16 protein-coding genes are annotated in these 17,375 nt (G+C 44.0%); all 16 read left to right on the top strand.

Annotated elements, in window-relative coordinates:
• The first annotated feature begins 173 nt into the window (after nucleotides 1–173).
• Entirely contained in the window at nucleotides 174–1,328 is a 1,155-nt protein-coding gene (locus tag BVU_RS11690) for an aldose epimerase family protein (RefSeq protein ID WP_011965561.1), read from the top strand.
• A gap of 26 nt (nucleotides 1,329–1,354) precedes the next feature.
• Nucleotides 1,355–3,097: a sodium:solute symporter gene (locus BVU_RS11685; protein ID WP_005846197.1), complete on the top strand. Its 1,743-nt coding sequence runs from the start codon at nucleotides 1,355–1,357 to the stop codon at nucleotides 3,095–3,097.
• 75 nt (nucleotides 3,098–3,172) lie between these two features.
• Nucleotides 3,173–3,850 carry an NUDIX hydrolase gene (locus tag BVU_RS11680; RefSeq protein WP_005846195.1) on the top strand — a complete coding sequence of 226 codons (678 nt, stop codon included), beginning with the start codon at nucleotides 3,173–3,175 and terminating at the stop codon, nucleotides 3,848–3,850.
• 70 nt (nucleotides 3,851–3,920) lie between these two features.
• Nucleotides 3,921–4,607, top strand: a complete 687-nt coding sequence (locus BVU_RS11675; protein WP_041174451.1) for an L-ribulose-5-phosphate 4-epimerase — start codon at nucleotides 3,921–3,923, stop codon at nucleotides 4,605–4,607.
• Nucleotides 4,608–4,646: 39 nt separating this feature from the next.
• On the top strand, nucleotides 4,647–6,176 hold the full coding sequence (gene araA, locus BVU_RS11670; protein ID WP_011965559.1) for an L-arabinose isomerase: 1,530 nt from the start codon (nucleotides 4,647–4,649) through the stop codon (nucleotides 6,174–6,176).
• Between the two features lie 102 nt (nucleotides 6,177–6,278).
• Entirely contained in the window at nucleotides 6,279–7,877 is a 1,599-nt protein-coding gene (locus BVU_RS11665) for a xylulokinase (protein ID WP_008671064.1), read from the top strand.
• Nucleotides 7,878–8,011: 134 nt separating this feature from the next.
• Complete coding sequence (locus tag BVU_RS11660) at nucleotides 8,012–10,024, top strand: transketolase family protein (RefSeq protein WP_011965558.1); 2,013 nt, start codon at nucleotides 8,012–8,014, stop codon at nucleotides 10,022–10,024.
• Nucleotides 10,021–10,455, top strand: a complete 435-nt coding sequence (rpiB, locus tag BVU_RS11655; protein ID WP_005846184.1) for a ribose 5-phosphate isomerase B — start codon at nucleotides 10,021–10,023, stop codon at nucleotides 10,453–10,455. The genes BVU_RS11660 and rpiB overlap by 4 nt, the downstream gene beginning before the upstream one ends.
• Before the next feature lie 106 nt (nucleotides 10,456–10,561).
• Nucleotides 10,562–11,659 (top strand): DUF4468 domain-containing protein, encoded by a 1,098-nt coding sequence (locus BVU_RS11650; RefSeq protein ID WP_005848589.1) that lies wholly within the window; start codon nucleotides 10,562–10,564, stop codon nucleotides 11,657–11,659.
• Between the two features lie 364 nt (nucleotides 11,660–12,023).
• Nucleotides 12,024–12,320: a tetratricopeptide repeat protein gene (locus BVU_RS11645; protein WP_011965557.1), complete on the top strand. Its 297-nt coding sequence runs from the start codon at nucleotides 12,024–12,026 to the stop codon at nucleotides 12,318–12,320.
• A 10-nt stretch (nucleotides 12,321–12,330) separates the two neighbouring features.
• Complete coding sequence (locus BVU_RS11640) at nucleotides 12,331–12,561, top strand: indolepyruvate ferredoxin oxidoreductase subunit alpha (RefSeq protein WP_005846178.1); 231 nt, start codon at nucleotides 12,331–12,333, stop codon at nucleotides 12,559–12,561.
• 11 nt (nucleotides 12,562–12,572) lie between these two features.
• Nucleotides 12,573–13,655, top strand: coding sequence for a 3-methyl-2-oxobutanoate dehydrogenase subunit VorB (locus tag BVU_RS11635; RefSeq protein ID WP_005846176.1), 1,083 nt, complete (start codon nucleotides 12,573–12,575; stop codon nucleotides 13,653–13,655).
• A 6-nt stretch (nucleotides 13,656–13,661) separates the two neighbouring features.
• Entirely contained in the window at nucleotides 13,662–13,829 is a 168-nt protein-coding gene (locus BVU_RS22545) for a hypothetical protein (protein WP_005846173.1), read from the top strand.
• Between the two features lie 18 nt (nucleotides 13,830–13,847).
• Nucleotides 13,848–14,612 (top strand): thiamine pyrophosphate-dependent enzyme, encoded by a 765-nt coding sequence (locus BVU_RS11630; protein WP_005848597.1) that lies wholly within the window; start codon nucleotides 13,848–13,850, stop codon nucleotides 14,610–14,612.
• 13 nt (nucleotides 14,613–14,625) lie between these two features.
• Complete coding sequence (locus tag BVU_RS11625) at nucleotides 14,626–15,168, top strand: 2-oxoacid:acceptor oxidoreductase family protein (protein ID WP_005846169.1); 543 nt, start codon at nucleotides 14,626–14,628, stop codon at nucleotides 15,166–15,168.
• Between the two features lie 93 nt (nucleotides 15,169–15,261).
• Nucleotides 15,262–17,373 (top strand): putative porin, encoded by a 2,112-nt coding sequence (locus BVU_RS11620; protein ID WP_005848599.1) that lies wholly within the window; start codon nucleotides 15,262–15,264, stop codon nucleotides 17,371–17,373.
• Nucleotides 17,374–17,375 lie beyond the last annotated feature (2 nt).

Genomic DNA, 17,375 nt, shown 5'->3' with positions numbered 1-17,375 from the left:
TATGAAAAAACCGCTTTGGATTCAAAGCGGTTTTTTCTTCTTTATGCTATAAAAGTGTAGGAAATACACTTTTATGTTGCACAACATACTCTTTTCATATCCAATGTATTAGTAATAGTGTTACTTTTACACCAAAAATCATATACTCTATTACTAATTAGTACTTTTATATCATGAAAAGCATGAAAAAAACCTTTCTGGGAACTGGTATCGCACTGACCTTGTTAAGTGCTTGCGCTCCCAAACAATCTCAAGAAACACTTACAAAGTCCGGATTAAACCCCACTAATTATGAAACAATAGTGGATGGCGTAAAACCTGTTAAACTGTATACGCTAAAGAATGCAGCCGGAATGGAAGTATGCGTAACTAATTTTGGCGGACGTATTGTATCTATCATGGTCCCCGACAAAAATGGAAATCTAAAAGACGTAGTGCTGGGTTTTGACAGCATTGCTGACTACCAAAATATACCAAGCGACTTCGGTGCTTCTATCGGACGCTATGCCAACCGCATTAATAAAGGAGTCATCGTAATGGATGGAGAAACCATTCAATTACCCCAAAATAATTTTGGTCACTGCCTGCATGGAGGTCCTAAAGGATGGCAATACCAAGTTTATGAAGCAAACCAATTAAACGACAGTACTATGACACTGACTATGAAGTCACCGGATGGAGATGCCAATTTTCCGGGAAATGTAACCGCTACTGTTACTTATGCACTGACAAGAGACAATGCCATCGACATAAATTACGAAGCGACAACTGACAAAAAGACTGTTATCAATATGACCAACCACTCTTATTTCAACTTGAGTGGAAACCCTGCCAATCCGGCCACCGACCATATTCTTTATGTAAATGCAGACAGCATCACTCCCGTTGACAGCACATTCATGACCACTGGAGAAATGATGGCAGTAACAGAAACTCCGTTTGATTTCAATACTCCTAAAACCATTGCCCCCGATGTGACTAACTTTGAAAACGAACAAATAAAATTCGGTAACGGCTTCGACCATAATTGGGTACTTAACACGAAAGGCGATATCAACCAGCTGGCTGCCAAACTGACCAGCCCCACTAGTGGTATCACTTTGGAAGTATATACTAATGAACCGGGAATACAAGTTTATACAGGCAACTTTTTGGATGGAACCGTAAAAGGGAAAAAGGGAATTACTTATCCGCAACGCGCGTCTGTTTGTCTGGAAACACAGCACTATCCCGACAGCCCCAACAAATCACAATGGCTTTCTGTAATTCTGGAACCGGGACAGACCTATCACAGCCAATGTATCTTTAAATTCGGTGTTGAAAAATAATTGTTAAACTTTAAATATTTAATATCATGAATTGGAATTCACATGAATTCATCTGGCTGGACTGGACAATACTGGCAGTCGGCATTGTAGCTGTGATATGGGCGGTATGGCGCTCTGTACAAAAAGACAAACGCTCGCAACAAGGAGCAAGCAGTGAAGATTATCTATTTGGCAAAGGTGAGCCATGGTACATCATTGGTGCTGCTATCTTTGCAGCCAATATCGGTTCGGAACATCTGGTAGGTTTGGCAGGAACCGGTGCCAAATCCGGAGTAGGTATGGCACACTGGGAAATGCAAGGTTGGATGATTCTTCTTCTAGGATGGCTTTTTGTTCCATTCTACCAACTATTAAACAATAAAATGGGCAAAATCATTACCATGCCCGATTTCCTTAAATACCGTTATACCCCGCGTACCGGTTCATGGCTTTCTATCATCACACTGATAGCCTATATTCTTACTAAAGTGAGTGTAACCGCCTATACCGGAGGTATCTTTTTGGAGTTCTTACTTGGACTTCCTTTTTGGTATGGGGCAATCGGACTTATTGTCCTGACCGGCATCTTCACCGTACTGAGTGGAATGAAAGGAGTAATGACCCTCTCAGCTATTCAAACCCCTATTTTAATCATCGGTTCTTTCTTGGTTCTTTTCCTGGGACTGTCAGCCTTGGGAGACGGTAATATTGCTACAGGATGGACAGAAATGATGGATCATGCGCGTAGCGCCATGAATGTAGGAGCAGACGGACACGCTTATGGTGCCAACCATATGTTTCACTGGACCGAAGCAGACCCGATGTATCAAGATTATCCTGGATTCTGGGTATTTATCGGAGCTTCCATCATCGGTTTCTGGTATTGGTGTACCGACCAGCATATCGTACAGCGTGTACTTGGACAGCGTAAAGGCGAAGATAATGATGTGGTAATGAAGCGTGCCCGCAGAGGTACTATTGCAGCCGGTTATTTTAAAATCCTGCCTGTCTTCATGTTTCTTATTCCGGGGATGGTAGCTGCCGCCTTGGCTGCAAAAGGTGAATTTGATATGTCAAATACAGATGCGGCTTTTGCTGTAATGGTAAAGGATGTTCTGCCTGCCGGTGTAAAAGGTATTGTAACTATCGGATTCATCTGCGCATTGGTTGCTTCACTGGCTGCTTTCTTTAATTCATGCGCCACACTTTTTACAGAAGACTTTTACAAGCCCATGTTTAAAAACAAAAGTGAAGCTACTTATGTTATGGTAGGACGTATCGCCACCGTAGTTGTAGTTATCCTCGGCATGGCATGGATTCCTGTAATGATGAGCCTCGGCAGCCTTTACGACTACCTGCAAGGCATACAGTCCCTCCTTGCACCTGCAATGGTAGCCGTATTTGCACTTGGTATATTCTCCAAGAAAATCACTCCGAAAGCCGGTGAAACAGCCATGATTGTAGGTTTCCTAATTGGTATGCTCCGTTTGCTGACTAATATCCTCACCAACACCGGAAAAGATGTGATGACCGGCTGGTTTTGGGAAAATACAACTTGGTTTTGGCAGACAAACTGGCTTATTTTTGAAATATGGCTACTTGTATTCCTCTTGTTGTTAATGGTTGTTGTATCATGCTTCACTCCGGCTCCAACCGCCAAACAAGTGGAAGCCATCACCTTTACCGGCAGTTACAAGGAACTTATCAGAAAGAGTTGGAACAAATGGGATGTTATTACCTCTTTAGGTGTAGTTCTGCTTTGTGCACTATTCTATGCTTATTTCTGGTAAACCATAAATTAAAGGCTGTATGCTTTGAATTATCTTGAAGAATACAGCCTGTTAATTTTAAACCGACGCTAAACCATGACCACCTATTATAACATAAACCCTAAATTCTATGTATCTGTAGACTGTATCATTTTCGGTTTTGACGAAGGAGAATTAAAACTGCTTCTACTAAAACGAAATTTTGAACCGGCTATGGGAAAATGGTCTTTGATGGGAGGATTCGTACAAGAAGACGAAAGTGTAGACGCTGCCGCCAAACGGGTATTGGCAGAACTGACCGGATTGGAAAATGTATATATGGAACAAGTAGGCACATTTGGCGACTTAGAGCGCGATCCGGGAGAACGAGTCATATCAGTAGCCTATTATGCTTTAGTCAATGTAAATGAATATGATAGGGAACTAGTGCAGCAGCACAATGCCCATTGGACAAAAATAGACGAACTGCCACAGCTCATTTTCGACCATCCGATCATGATTTCCAAAGCACGTGAACTGATGAAGCACAAAGCATCATACAATCCAATTGGTTTTAACCTGCTGCCCGAACTGTTTACCCTGACACAGTTGCAAAATCTATATGAGGCAATCTATGGCGAACCGATGGACAAGCGGAATTTCCGCAAGCGGGTAGCCGAAATGGATTTCATTGAAAAAACAGATTTGATAGACAAATCAGGTTCCCGACGAGGTGCTTATCTTTATAAATTTAATGATAAGGCCTACAGAAAAGATCCGAAATTTAAACTTTAAAATAATGTGCCGATGCAATAATTTGCCAATTGACAAATTAGCAGATTGCCACATTACCCAATTATTCATTATGTTAGAAAAATTAAAAGAAAAAGTATTCCGTGCCAATCTGGATTTGGTGAAACACGGACTAGTTATTTTTACATGGGGAAATGTTTCTGCCATCGATCGTGAAACAGGTCTGGTAGTAATCAAACCCAGTGGCGTATCATACGATGATATGAAAGCTGAAGACATGGTTGTAGTAGATCTGGACGGCAACGTGGTAGAAGGTTCTCTTCGTCCGTCTTCAGATACTCCCACCCATGTAGTTCTATATAAAGCATTCCCCGAAATAGGTGGAGTGGTACATACCCACTCCACCTATGCTACCGCCTGGGCACAAGCCGGAATGGATATCCCCAATATCGGAACGACTCATGCCGATTATTTCCATGACGCCATTCCTTGTACCGCAGATATGACTGAAGAGGAAGTAAAAGGTGCCTACGAACAGGAAACAGGCAATGTGATTGTGAAACGTTTCAAGAACCTGAACCCTGTACATACTCCGGGAGTACTAGTAAAAAATCATGGTCCTTTTGCATGGGGAAAAGATGCCAATGATGCTGTACATAATGCAGTAGTCATGGAACAGGTAGCCAAAATGGCAAGTATCGCTTTTGCCGCCAACCCTCATTTAACGATGAATTCTTTATTAATAGAAAAGCATTTCAACCGCAAACACGGCCCCAATGCCTATTATGGACAGAAATAAGAAACAAAGAAATTAATAACCCTTTTAAAATATAACATTATGGAAAAAGCATTTGATCAGTATGAAGTATGGTTTGTAACAGGAGCACAGCTTCTGTACGGAGGTGACGCAGTTATAGCAGTAGACGCTCACTCCAATGAAATGGTAAACGGACTGAACGAATCAGGGAAACTTCCTGTAAAAGTAGTATATAAAGGAACAGCCAACTCTTCCAAAGAAGTGGAAGCAGTGTTCAAAGCAGCCAACAACGATGAAAAATGTATCGGTGTCATCACTTGGATGCACACTTTCTCCCCAGCTAAAATGTGGATTCACGGTCTGCAACAGTTAAAGAAACCACTGTTACATCTACACACTCAATTCAATAAGGAAATTCCTTGGGATACCATGGATATGGACTTCATGAATCTGAATCAATCCGCCCATGGTGACCGCGAATTCGGACATATCTGTACCCGTATGCGCATCCGCCGCAAAGTAGTGGTAGGTTACTGGAAAGACGAAGACACCCAGCACAAGATTGCCGTTTGGATGCGCGTTTGTGCAGGTTGGGCAGACTCTCAGGATATGCTGATCATCCGTTTCGGCGATCAGATGAATAATGTAGCTGTAACTGACGGTGATAAAGTGGAAGCAGAACAACGTATGGGGTATCACGTAGATTACTGTCCGGCAAGCGAACTGATGAAATACCATAAAAACATCAAGGATACAGATGTAGAGGCACTTGTAGCAACTTACTTCAACGAATACGACCACGATGCTTCATTAGAAGATAAATCAACCGAAGCTTATCAGAAAGTATGGAACGCTGCAAAAGCCGAATTAGCTCTTCGTGCCATCCTTAAAGCCAAAGGCGCCAAAGGATTCACTACTAATTTTGATGATTTGGGCCAAACAGACGGCAGCTACTTCGATCAGATTCCGGGACTGGCTTCCCAGCGTCTGATGGCTGAAGGCTACGGATTCGGTGCGGAAGGTGACTGGAAATCAGCAGCTCTCTACCGTACCGTATGGGTGATGAACCAAGGACTTTCCAAAGGTTGTTCTTTCCTGGAAGATTACACATTGAACTTCGATGGTGCAAACAGTGCTATCCTGCAATCACATATGCTGGAAGTTTGCCCTCTTATCGCCGCTTCCAAACCACGTCTGGAAGTACACTTCCTAGGCATAGGTATTCGCAAGAGCCAGACAGCCCGTCTTGTATTCACTTCAAAAGTAGGCTCAGGTTGTACCGCCACTGTAGTAGACTTGGGTAACCGTTTCCGTCTGATCGTGAACGACGTAGAATGCATCGAGTCGAAACCGTTGCCCAAATTACCGGTTGCTTCCGCCCTGTGGATTCCGATGCCTAATTTCGAAGTAGGTGCAGGCGCATGGATCCTAGCAGGTGGAACACATCATTCTTGCTTCTCTTATGATCTGACAGCAGAATATTGGGAAGACTATGCTGAGATTGCAGGTATCGAAATGATCCGTATCGACAAAGATACTACCATCAGCAACTTCAAGAAAGAGCTTCGCATGAACGAAGTCTACTATATGCTGAACAAAGCACTTTGCTAATTCATCCATAAAGAGGGGATGTGTCAAGGCTAATAAGATTCTTGGCACATCCCACCTTATTTTATCATCATTATTGTTGTACCTTAAATTATAGGTTTTAATATGAAATCAGATGCAAAATCAACCATCGAAGCAGGAAAAGCTATTCTAGGCATAGAATTCGGATCAACACGAATCAAAGCTGTTTTGATTGACCAGGAAAACAAGCCCATTGCCCAGGGAAGCCACAGCTGGGAAAACCAACTGGTAGACGGACTGTGGACTTACAGTGTGGAAGCTATCTGGCATGGCCTGCAAGACTGCTATGCAGATCTCCGTTCCAACGTAAAAAAGCTATATGACACAGAAATAGAAACCTTGGCGGCAATCGGTGTCAGTGCCATGATGCATGGTTATATGGCATTCAATAAAGAAGAAGAAATCCTTGTACCTTTCCGTACATGGAGAAATACCAATACCGGTCCGGCAGCCGCCGCTTTATCTGAATTATTCGTATATAACATTCCTCTGAGATGGAGCATTTCTCATTTATACCAAGCTATTTTAGACAATGAAGAACACGTAAGTAACATTGACTATCTGACCACCCTTGCAGGTTTCATTCATTGGCAAATTACAGGTCAGAAAGTTCTGGGCATAGGTGATGCATCAGGAATGCTTCCCATAGACCCGGCTACCAAGAATTATTCTGCCGAAATGATAGCCAAGTTCGACAAGTTGGTAGCTCCTAAAGGATACCCTTGGAAACTGACAGATATCCTGCCCAAAGTCTTACCCGCCGGCGAGAATGCAGGGTTCCTTACCCCGGAAGGTGCCAAGAGGCTGGACGTGTCGGGCCACTTGAAAGCAGGTGTACCTGTCTGCCCTCCGGAAGGAGATGCCGGAACCGGCATGGTAGCAACCAACGCTGTCAAGCAACGCACCGGGAATGTATCAGCAGGCACTTCCTCATTTTCCATGATTGTATTGGAAAAAGAGTTGTCCAAGCCATACGAAATGATTGACATGGTTACCACTCCCGACGGAAGCCTTGTAGCTATGGTACATTGCAACAACTGCACCTCCGACCTCAATGCCTGGATCAATCTGTTCAAAGAATACCAAGAACTGCTGGGTATACCCGTAGATATGAATGAATTATATGGAAAACTTTACAATCATGCGCTCGCAGGCGATGCAGATTGCGGTGGTCTTATTTCGTATAATTATATTTCAGGTGAACCCGTGACAGGACTTGCCGACGGAAGGCCATTGTTTGTACGTTCTGCAAATGACAAATTCAACCTCGCCAACTTTATGCGTACCCATTTATACGCTTCAGTCGGAGTTCTTAAGATAGGTAATGACATTCTTTTCAATGAAGAGAAAATCAAAGTAGACAGAATCACAGGACACGGCGGATTATTCAAAACGAAAGGTGTAGGCCAGAGAATACTTGCAGCAGCTATAAACTCCCCTATTTCCGTAATGGAAACTGCCGGTGAAGGTGGCGCATGGGGAATCGCCCTGCTAGGTTCTTACCTTGTCAACAATGAAAAGAACCAATCCCTGGCAGATTTTCTGGAAGACAAAGTATTCGCCGGTGATGCCGGTATTGAAATATCGCCAACAGCCGAAGATGTAGCCGGATTCAACACATATATCGAAAACTATAAGGCAGGACTGCCTGTTGAAGAAGCAGCGACCCGATTTAAGAAGTGAGTCAAACGGGCTTAAAAAAGAGCCTCTTTACATGTTGCGGTTTACACATAAAGAGTTATCTTTGCAGATATTAAATAAAATAGCAAAGATAAACCGACTCACTAATAGCATTCAAATTATAATATTATTTTAATATGAACGAAAAGAAACTTATGAACCGTGCAGCGGACAACATCCGTATTCTGGCTGCTTCGATGGTAGAGAAAGCTAATTCAGGACACCCGGGTGGAGCTATGGGTGGCGCTGATTTTGTAAACGTGCTTTTCTCTGAGTTTTTAGTTTACGATCCTGAAAATCCGCGTTGGGAAGGGCGTGACCGTTTCTTCCTTGATCCAGGCCACATGTCACCGATGCTGTATTCCACTTTGGCACTGACCGGCAAGTTCACCATGGAAGAACTGGCACAGTTCCGCCAATGGGGCAGTCCGACTCCGGGACACCCTGAAGTGGACATCATGCGCGGTATTGAAAATACTTCCGGCCCGTTAGGACAAGGACACACTTTTGCAGTAGGTGCTGCTATCGCTGCCAAATTTCTGAAAGCCCGTCTGGGTCATGTCATGGACCAGACCATCTATGCCTATATATCCGATGGGGGTATTCAAGAAGAGATTTCTCAGGGTGCAGGCCGTCTGGCAGGTCATTTGGGGCTGGACAACTTGATCATGTTTTATGATTCAAACGACATCCAGCTGTCTACCGCTACCGATGCTGTTACCAGCGAAGATGTTGCCAAGAAATACGAAGCATGGCACTGGAAAGTAATTACCATCGACGGTAATGATCCCGATGCAATCCGCACGGCTCTGACAGAAGCGAAAGCCGTAACCGGTCAGCCCACATTAATTATCGGTAAGACCATTATGGGTAAAGGCGCACGCAAAGCGGATGATTCCAGTTATGAACGTAACTGTGCCACCCACGGTGCTCCTTTGGGAGGTGATGCTTACATCAATACAATCAAAAACTTAGGCGGCGATCCAACCGATCCTTTCCAAATCTTCCCTGAAGTAAAAGAGTTGTATGCCAAACGTGCAGAGGAACTGAAAAAAATTGTTGCAGAAAAATATGCGGCTAAAACTGAATGGACTAAAGCTAACCCCGAACTGGCTGCTAAATTGGAACTATGGTTCTCTGGCAAAGCTCCGAAAGTAAATTGGAATGTTATCGAACAAAAAGCCGGAGATGCTACACGCAGCGCTTCTGCCAAAGTTCTCGGTGTACTGGCTACAGAAGTAGAAAACATGATCGTTTCTTCTGCCGACCTGTCAAATTCAGACAAGACCGACGGTTTCTTGAAGAAAACACATGCATTCACAAAAGACGACTTCACCGGTGCATTTCTGCAGGCAGGTGTTTCCGAATTAACCATGGCTTGCTGCTGCCTGGGTATGGCACTTCACGGAGGTGTGATTGCTGCATGCGCTACCTTCTTCGTATTCTCAGACTACATGAAACCCGCCATACGTATGGCTGCCTTGATGGAACTTCCCGTCAAATTCATCTGGACACACGACGCATTCCGTGTAGGTGAAGACGGTCCTACTCACGAACCGGTAGAACAAGAAGCACAAATCCGCCTGATGGAAAAACTGAAAAACCACAAAGGACACAATTCTATGTTGGTACTCCGTCCGGCAGATGCGGAAGAAACCACTGTGGCATGGAAATTGGCCATGGAAAATACCAGCACCCCCACCGCACTGATCTTCTCCCGCCAGAATATCGCGAATCTGCCTGCAGGAAACGACTATTCACAGGCTGCCAAAGGCGCTTATATTGTTGCAGGCTCCGATGAAAATCCGGATGTAATCCTAGTCGCTTCAGGTTCCGAAGTTTCCACTTTGGAAGCAGGTGCAGAACTTCTCCGCAAGGATGGCATAAAAATACGTATCGTATCCGCTCCTTCTGAGGGATTGTTCCGCAGCCAAAGCAAGGAATACCAAAACAGTATCATTCCCACAGGGGCTAAAGTATTCGGTCTGACTGCCGGTCTTCCTGTAAACCTTGAAGGTTTGGTAGGTGCCAACGGTAAGGTATTCGGTCTGGAATCATTCGGATTCTCCGCTCCTTACAAAGTATTGGATGAAAAGCTGGGCTTTACCGCACAGAACGTGTATAACCAAGTAAAAGAAATGCTGGCATGAAAAAAGTAGGACTGGCATCCGATCATGCAGGATTTGAACTGAAAGAGTTTGTAAAGACATGGTTAACTGAAAAAGGCTATCCATGCAAAGATTTCGGTACATACAGTACAGAAAGCTGTGACTATGCAGATTATGCCCATCCGCTTGCACTGGCTATAGAAGCCGGAGAATGCGGACCCGGAGTGGCAATTTGCGGAAGCGGTGAAGGCATCAGCATGACATTGAACAAACATCAGGGTATCCGTGCGGCACTATGCTGGATGCCCGAGATAGCCCATCTGTCACGTCAGCACAATGACGCCAATGTTCTGGTAATGCCGGGACGATTCATTGACCATGAAATGGCCGAAAAAATATTGGATGAATTCTTTAACAGCGGCTTCGAAGGCGGACGTCACCAAAAGCGCATTGAAAAGATACCTGTAAAGTAAAATTCACGCAATAATAATAAAAGTAAAAAAAGAGAGGCATTATAGCTTCTCTTTTTTTTTATTCCTATCTTTGCTTAGATTAAAATATAAAATAAAAAATATTACTATGAAGAAGATTCTTTTTTTAATGCTCCTATGTCTGCCATTCATCGCTATGGCACAGACAGATCCCAAATATCTGGCGGGAGCGATAACTATGGATGACGGTAAAGTTTCTTTCAAAACAGAGATACAGGCACCGTCTTTAACGAAAGACCAACTATATGGCACCATGCTGAAATGGGCCACAGAACGTTTCAAGCCCGAAGGCAAGTTCAATGCACGTGTTCTTTACACCAATGAAGATGAAGGAACCATTGCAGCAGGTGGCGAAGAATATCTGGTATTCTCCTCCTCCGCATTGTCATTGGACAGAACCAGAATTTATTATCAGTTGTTTATCACCTGCGAAAACGGAAAATGTGATATCGAAATGACCCGTATCCGTTATTGGTATGATGAAGCTCGTGACGGAGGAGAAAAATACAGTGCAGAGGAATGGATTGTAGACGATATGGCTTTAAACAAATCGAAGACCAAGCTGGCTCCCATCTGCGGCAAATTCAGAAGAGAGACTATTGACTTGAAAGACACACTGTTCAAATCCATCCAAGATACATTGGGCAACAAGGTCTTGAACAACTCACAAATTGCAGTTGCTCCTGCTCCGGGCGTGACAGCTACTCCGATATCAAATGCAACAACAATCGTTACCGCCACTCCGGTAACTCCCCCTGCCCAACCGGCTGTCATCGGTGGTTCTGAGGGTAATACCGAAATAAAAGCAGCCAATAATGCAACTCCCAGCAAAGAACAAAGCATAGATGACCAAATCAAGGCATCCTCACGTATGACAATTACTGCCGGAAACGATGAACAATTCGAAATCGGTAAAGAATGCTGGGGAGGTTTCGGCCAGTTATTCGGCAAAGAAGTAGCATTCTGCGTAATCGACCAAGCCAAATCAATGGGCAATATGCTGATGGATCAGAGCGATAATTATAAAATTTCGTTCTACAAGCAAGGTAATAGCGAGCCGTGGTTGATAGTAAACTGCAAGAAACTGATGAAACAGACCGTTACCGGTGAGGAAGCAAAAAAGATGAACCCCAGTAATGACGGTCAGAAGGCATATAATATGTATGTAGGTGAAGTAATAAAATAGTCTTTTCTCCCATATATTTATACCGTGACAGTTTATTCTGATAATACATAAAACTTTTTTTAGGGGGAGATAACCCGACAACTCCCCCTAAAAAACATACAAACGATCTACCATATACTTCCCCAAAAGCACCATGACAAATACCATTCAAACATGTCTCCCCTTTAAGAATAAATAACACCGTTCCTCTATCAACCGTTTCACTTGAAACCATTTCTATAATAATCAAACCATTAGAAGAAATCATTCTTCCATTTTTTCCCTATCTTTCTCTCCTTTTTTTAAATGTTTTTAGCAAGAAAGCCGTTTTTTCTGCTCCAATCTTCCCTTTCATAACAAATAAAGAGTATCTTTGTAAACAACAATGAGACAATCATGCCTTATGACGGAACAATTACAGGACATAAAGACACTTATCGAACAGGGTGATACGGAAAGAGCCATTCATGCGCTAACTAATTTCATCCGAAACGATGCGCACGTCAACGATGAACCCTATTACTTACTGGGTAACGCCTACCGCAAAATGGGAGACTGGCAACAAGCTTTGAACAATTATCTGGAAGCCATCGAGCGTAATCCGGAAAGTCCGGCCGTTTCCGCCCGTAACATGATTATGAATATTCTGAATTTCTATAACAAAGACATGTATAATCAATAATAACTAACCCATGGCAAAGATTAAAGGTGCTATTGTAGTAGACACAGAGCGTTGCAAAGGTTGCAATCTATGTGTAGTGGCATGTCCGCTGCATGTAATCGCGCTCAATGCCAAACAAGTGAATAAAAAAGGATACACATTCGCCCACCAGGTATTAGAAGATACCTGCAATGGTTGCGCATCATGTGCCACAGTCTGTCCGGACGGATGCATCACTGTGTATAAAGTAAAACAACAATAAATGTAACAAATATGGCAGAAGAAGTCGTTTTAATGAAGGGAAATGAAGCCATAGCCCACGCCGCTATCCGTATCGGAGTAGACGGTTACTTTGGCTATCCCATCACTCCCCAATCGGAAATATTGGAAACGCTGGCCGAAGAGAAACCTTGGGAAACTACCGGTATGGTGGTGTTGCAGGCAGAAAGTGAAGTCGCAGCAATCAACATGGTATATGGCGGTGCAGCGAGCGGTAAAATGGTAATGACCTCATCCTCCAGTCCCGGCGTCAGTTTAAAGCAGGAAGGCATCTCGTACATTGCCGGTGCCGAACTCCCCTGCCTGATTGTCAATGTCATGCGCGGAGGTCCCGGATTAGGAACCATCCAACCTAGTCAGGCCGACTATTTCCAAACAGTGAAAGGCGGCGGTCACGGAGACTATCGCCTCATAGCCCTGGCTCCTGCATCAGTACAGGAAATGGCAGATTTCGTAGGTATAGCTTTTGATCTGGCTTTCAAATACCGCAATCCCGCCATTATTCTGGCAGACGGCGTTATCGGACAGATGATGGAAAAAGTAGTATTGCCCGAACAGCGCACACGCCTGACAGATGAAGAAGTCATAGCCCGTTGTCCGTGGGCCACTACCGGCAGAACCCACCACCGTACTCCCAACATCATCACCTCATTGGAACTCGATCCTGCCGAGATGGAAAAACGTAATATCCATCTTCAGAAAAAATATGCAGAAATAGAAGAAAACGAAGTACGTTTCGAAGAACTTCACTGCGAAGATGCCGAATATTTGATCGTAGCTTTCGGTTCTTGTGCCCGCATTGCCCAAAAAGCAATGGAAATGGCTCGGGAAGAAGGCATCAAAGTTGGTTTGCTCCGTCCTATTACCCTATGGCCGTTCCCGTCGAAAGCTATTGCAGCACGCGCCGCACAGGTAAAAGGTATCCTCACTGTAGAATTGAACGCCGGACAAATGGTAGAAGATGTCCGTCTGGCCGTAGAATGCAAAGTGCCTGTAGAACACTTCGGACGTCTGGGTGGTATTGTTCCCGATCCGGATGAAGTAATCACTGCACTGAAAGAGAAACTAATAAAATAAGACCGTATGAATATCGATCTGATCAGAAACATATTGAACATACTTTTCATGGCACTGGCACTAGCGGCTGTCATCACTTACTTCATGGCAAGTGACTTCAAAGTATTCATCTATGTCTGTGCAGCAGCTATTTTTCTCAAGCTGATGGAATTCTTTATGCGGTTCATGTTATAAGCAATAGGAGGAGAAACTATGACAAAAGAAGAAATCATAAAACCCGAAAACCTGGTTTATAAGAAACCGACACTGATGAATGACAATCCGATGCATTACTGCCCCGGATGCAGCCACGGTGTGGTTCACAAGTTAATAGCCGAAGTTATTGAAGAAATGGGCATGGAAGATAAGGCAATCGGTGTGTCACCGGTAGGATGTGCCGTTTTTGCATACAACTATCTAGACATCGATTGGCAAGAAGCCGCCCACGGACGCGCACCAGCCGTAGCTACCGCCATCAAGCGTTTATGGCCCGGACGTCTGGTATTTACCTACCAGGGAGATGGTGACCTGGCATGTATCGGCACTGCCGAAACCATCCATGCTTTAAATCGTGGCGAAAACATTACTATCATCTTTATCAACAACGCCATTTATGGAATGACCGGTGGGCAAATGGCTCCTACCACGCTGGTTGGCATGAAGACAGCCACCTGCCCCTATGGTCGTGATGTAGCCATTCATGGCTATCCGCTGAAAATGACAGAAATTGCCGCCACTTTGGAAGGCACCGCCTACGTTACCCGCCAGGCCGTACATACGGTTCCTGCCATCCGCAAAGCAAAAAAGGCTATCCGCAAGGCATTCGAAAACTCAATGAATGGCAAAGGATCCAATTTGGTGGAAATTGTATCGACTTGTAATTCCGGTTGGAAAATGACTCCGCAAGCATCCAATGACTGGATGGTGGAACACATGTTCCCCTTCTATCCGCTGGGTGATTTGAAAGATAAAGAATAAAAAGACAGAAACCATGAAACAGGAAATCATTATAGCAGGATTCGGCGGTCAGGGTGTGCTATCCATGGGTAAGATACTTGCCTATTCCGGACTGATGGAAGACAAGGAAGTAACCTGGATGCCGGCATACGGTCCCGAACAACGGGGAGGAACCGCTAACGTAACGGTGATTGTCAGTGATGAACGCATCTCTTCACCCATTCTCAGCCAATATGACACAGCCATCATACTGAACCAACCCTCATTGGAAAAGTTTGAAGGCAAAATCAAACCGGGTGGTATCCTCATTTATGACGGATACGGAATCATCGAGCCTCCGACACGTAAGGACATACAAATCTATCGTATTGACGCAATGGATGCCGCCAACGAAAAAGGAATGGCAAAGACCTTCAATATGATTGTCTTAGGAGGCTTGCTGAAACTGCGTCCCGTAGTATCCATTGAAAGTGTAATAAAAGCTTTACGCAAAACATTGCCCGAACGTCACCATCATCTGATACCGATGAATGAAGAAGCCATCCGAATCGGAATGGAGATTATTAAACCTCAGTAAGTTAAAATAACTCTAAACGAATAATAAAAGGAAGAACTTTCCATAGCGGAAAAGCTCTTCCTTTTATTTTTATATTGTATCTTTGCCGCCGTTATGAAAAGAATATTCTCTATTATTTTTTTATTATTCCTGTGCTTCCATACTTCCTTGATGGCACAGCGGACAATGAATACCCTGAACAATCAGTTCGGTTCCTCGGCAAACGGACTGGACAGAAACCAATATGACCGTAACGGAAACCCCATAGACACGACAGCCGTAGTAGATGCCAACACTATCCCCATCGGACTGTATTCATGGAAAGTGGACAGTCGTTTTGGCAATGTCACTTATATCCCCGTAGATACCTTGCAGCACGCTTTCCAGAACTCAAATGACATGGGGGGCTACACCGGACAATACAATTACTTGGGAAATTTGGGTTCCCCCCGCCTCTCACGCATCTTTTTTGACCGTCGGGATCCCAGCCAATACTTTTTCACCGACCCATACGACTTTTGCGTACAACGTCCGGAAGATGTCATATTCACCAATACATTTTCTCCATTCACGAACCTGAGCTATTACAAAGGAGGAGGCAGCCGTGACGGAGAAGAACGCTTCAAATCCTATTTTGCCATCAATGCAAACAAAAGACTGGGGTTTGGATTCTACATAGATTACCTGTATGGCCGGGGGCTTTACCAAGATCAGTCCACAGCCTTCTTCAACGGTGGCCTGTTCTCCAGCTACCGGGGAGACAAATATGACATGCATTTCATATTCAACAACGATAACTTGAAGATGGCAGAAAACGGAGGTATCACGGACGACCGGTATATCACCAACCCGCTGGATATGGCAGAAGGCAAAAAAGAATATTCCGCCAACGAAATCCCAACGCGACTGAGTCAGATATGGAATCACAACACCAGCTACCATGCCTTCCTGACACATCGTTACAACTTAGGGTTCTATAAAGAAAAACAGGACAGTGTGGATACGGACTCCGTAAAAATAACGCAGGTATTTGTTCCTGTCACAAGCTTCATACATACATTACAAGTGGACTTGAACAATCGCAAATACATCTCATACGATGACGCACAGAATCAGAAGTATTTTGAACATAACTATCTGGGGACCGACTCAATAGACAAGACGAAGCGCACATCCATCAAAAATACCATTGGCATTGCTTTACAAGAAGGATTCAACAAATGGGCGAAAGCCGGACTTACCGCCTTTTTAAGTTATGAATACCGAAACTTCGCCTTGACCGACACGACAAACATACCGGGACAGCGCATTATCAACAACTATAAGGAAAGTTCACTCTCCATTGGCGGCGAACTATCCAAAAAACAAGGAAAACTATTACATTACAATATTCTAGGAGAATTGGCCATAGCCGGTGAAGATGCAGGACAATTCAGCGTAGAAGGCAGAGGGGATCTGAATCTCCGTTTATTCGGAGATACGGTGAGACTGGATGTAAATGCATTCATCAAGAACCAGAACCCCGTATTCTATTTCAGGCATTTCCAATCCAAACATTACTGGTGGGACAACAACGATTTATCCAAAATAATGAGAACCCGCCTGGAAGGAAAACTAAGTCTGAACAGATGGGGAACCCAACTGCGTGCCGGAGTGGAAAATATAAAGAACTACACTTATCTGGCCAATGCCAGCATACCGGTAAAAGACAGTGAAGGAAATGTCACCGGTTTCAAGAACAATGCAGCCGTAAGACAGCACTCCGGCAATATACAAATATTCACAGCAATGTTGCAACAAAAATTGAAAGTAGGAATATTTCATCTCGACGGTGAAGTAGCCTATCAAAAATCAAGTGAGCAAGACATTCTGCCCTTACCGGAATTGTCGGCTTACGGCAACTTGTACATGAAATTCGGTCTCGCCAAAAAAGTACTCCAGATAGAAATGGGAGCAGATGTGCGTTATTTCAGTAAATATTACGCGCCAGACTACTCCCCCGTCATCGGACAATTCTATAACCAGAATCCTGATGACAAAATCGAGATAGGAGCTTTTCCGATAGTCAACGTCTATGCCAACCTGCATTTAAAACGTACCCGCTTCTTTATTATGATGTATCACGTCAATGCCGGTTCGGGAAAATCCAATTACTTCCTGGCGCCTCACTACCCAATCAATCCGCGAATGATAAAGTTCGGCCTTTCATGGAATTTCTTTGATTGACG

This window comes from Phocaeicola vulgatus ATCC 8482 (assembly GCF_000012825.1).
Classification (GTDB): domain Bacteria; phylum Bacteroidota; class Bacteroidia; order Bacteroidales; family Bacteroidaceae; genus Phocaeicola; species Phocaeicola vulgatus.
Note: the sequence above shows the minus strand (reverse complement) of the source record. Positions and strands in the feature narration are given on the sequence as shown.

Excerpts from the sequence above, each read along its gene's own strand:
- araA (WP_011965559.1), top strand. The coding sequence starts at position 4,647 with ATGGAAAAAGCATTTGATCAGTATGAAGTATGGTTTGTAACAGGAGCA.
- BVU_RS11645 (WP_011965557.1), top strand. The coding sequence starts at position 12,024 with ATGAGACAATCATGCCTTATGACGGAACAATTACAGGACATAAAGACA.
- BVU_RS11625 (WP_005846169.1), top strand. The coding sequence starts at position 14,626 with ATGAAACAGGAAATCATTATAGCAGGATTCGGCGGTCAGGGTGTGCTA.
- BVU_RS22545 (WP_005846173.1), top strand. The coding sequence starts at position 13,662 with ATGAATATCGATCTGATCAGAAACATATTGAACATACTTTTCATGGCA.
- BVU_RS11685 (WP_005846197.1), top strand. The coding sequence starts at position 1,355 with ATGAATTGGAATTCACATGAATTCATCTGGCTGGACTGGACAATACTG.
- BVU_RS11690 (WP_011965561.1), top strand. The coding sequence starts at position 174 with ATGAAAAGCATGAAAAAAACCTTTCTGGGAACTGGTATCGCACTGACC.
- BVU_RS11660 (WP_011965558.1), top strand. The coding sequence starts at position 8,012 with ATGAACGAAAAGAAACTTATGAACCGTGCAGCGGACAACATCCGTATT.
- BVU_RS11635 (WP_005846176.1), top strand. The coding sequence starts at position 12,573 with ATGGCAGAAGAAGTCGTTTTAATGAAGGGAAATGAAGCCATAGCCCAC.
- BVU_RS11620 (WP_005848599.1), top strand. The coding sequence starts at position 15,262 with ATGAAAAGAATATTCTCTATTATTTTTTTATTATTCCTGTGCTTCCAT.
- BVU_RS11650 (WP_005848589.1), top strand. The coding sequence starts at position 10,562 with ATGAAGAAGATTCTTTTTTTAATGCTCCTATGTCTGCCATTCATCGCT.
- BVU_RS11675 (WP_041174451.1), top strand. The coding sequence starts at position 3,921 with ATGTTAGAAAAATTAAAAGAAAAAGTATTCCGTGCCAATCTGGATTTG.
- rpiB (WP_005846184.1), top strand. The coding sequence starts at position 10,021 with ATGAAAAAAGTAGGACTGGCATCCGATCATGCAGGATTTGAACTGAAA.
- BVU_RS11630 (WP_005848597.1), top strand. The coding sequence starts at position 13,848 with ATGACAAAAGAAGAAATCATAAAACCCGAAAACCTGGTTTATAAGAAA.
- BVU_RS11640 (WP_005846178.1), top strand. The coding sequence starts at position 12,331 with ATGGCAAAGATTAAAGGTGCTATTGTAGTAGACACAGAGCGTTGCAAA.
- BVU_RS11665 (WP_008671064.1), top strand. The coding sequence starts at position 6,279 with ATGAAATCAGATGCAAAATCAACCATCGAAGCAGGAAAAGCTATTCTA.
- BVU_RS11680 (WP_005846195.1), top strand. The coding sequence starts at position 3,173 with ATGACCACCTATTATAACATAAACCCTAAATTCTATGTATCTGTAGAC.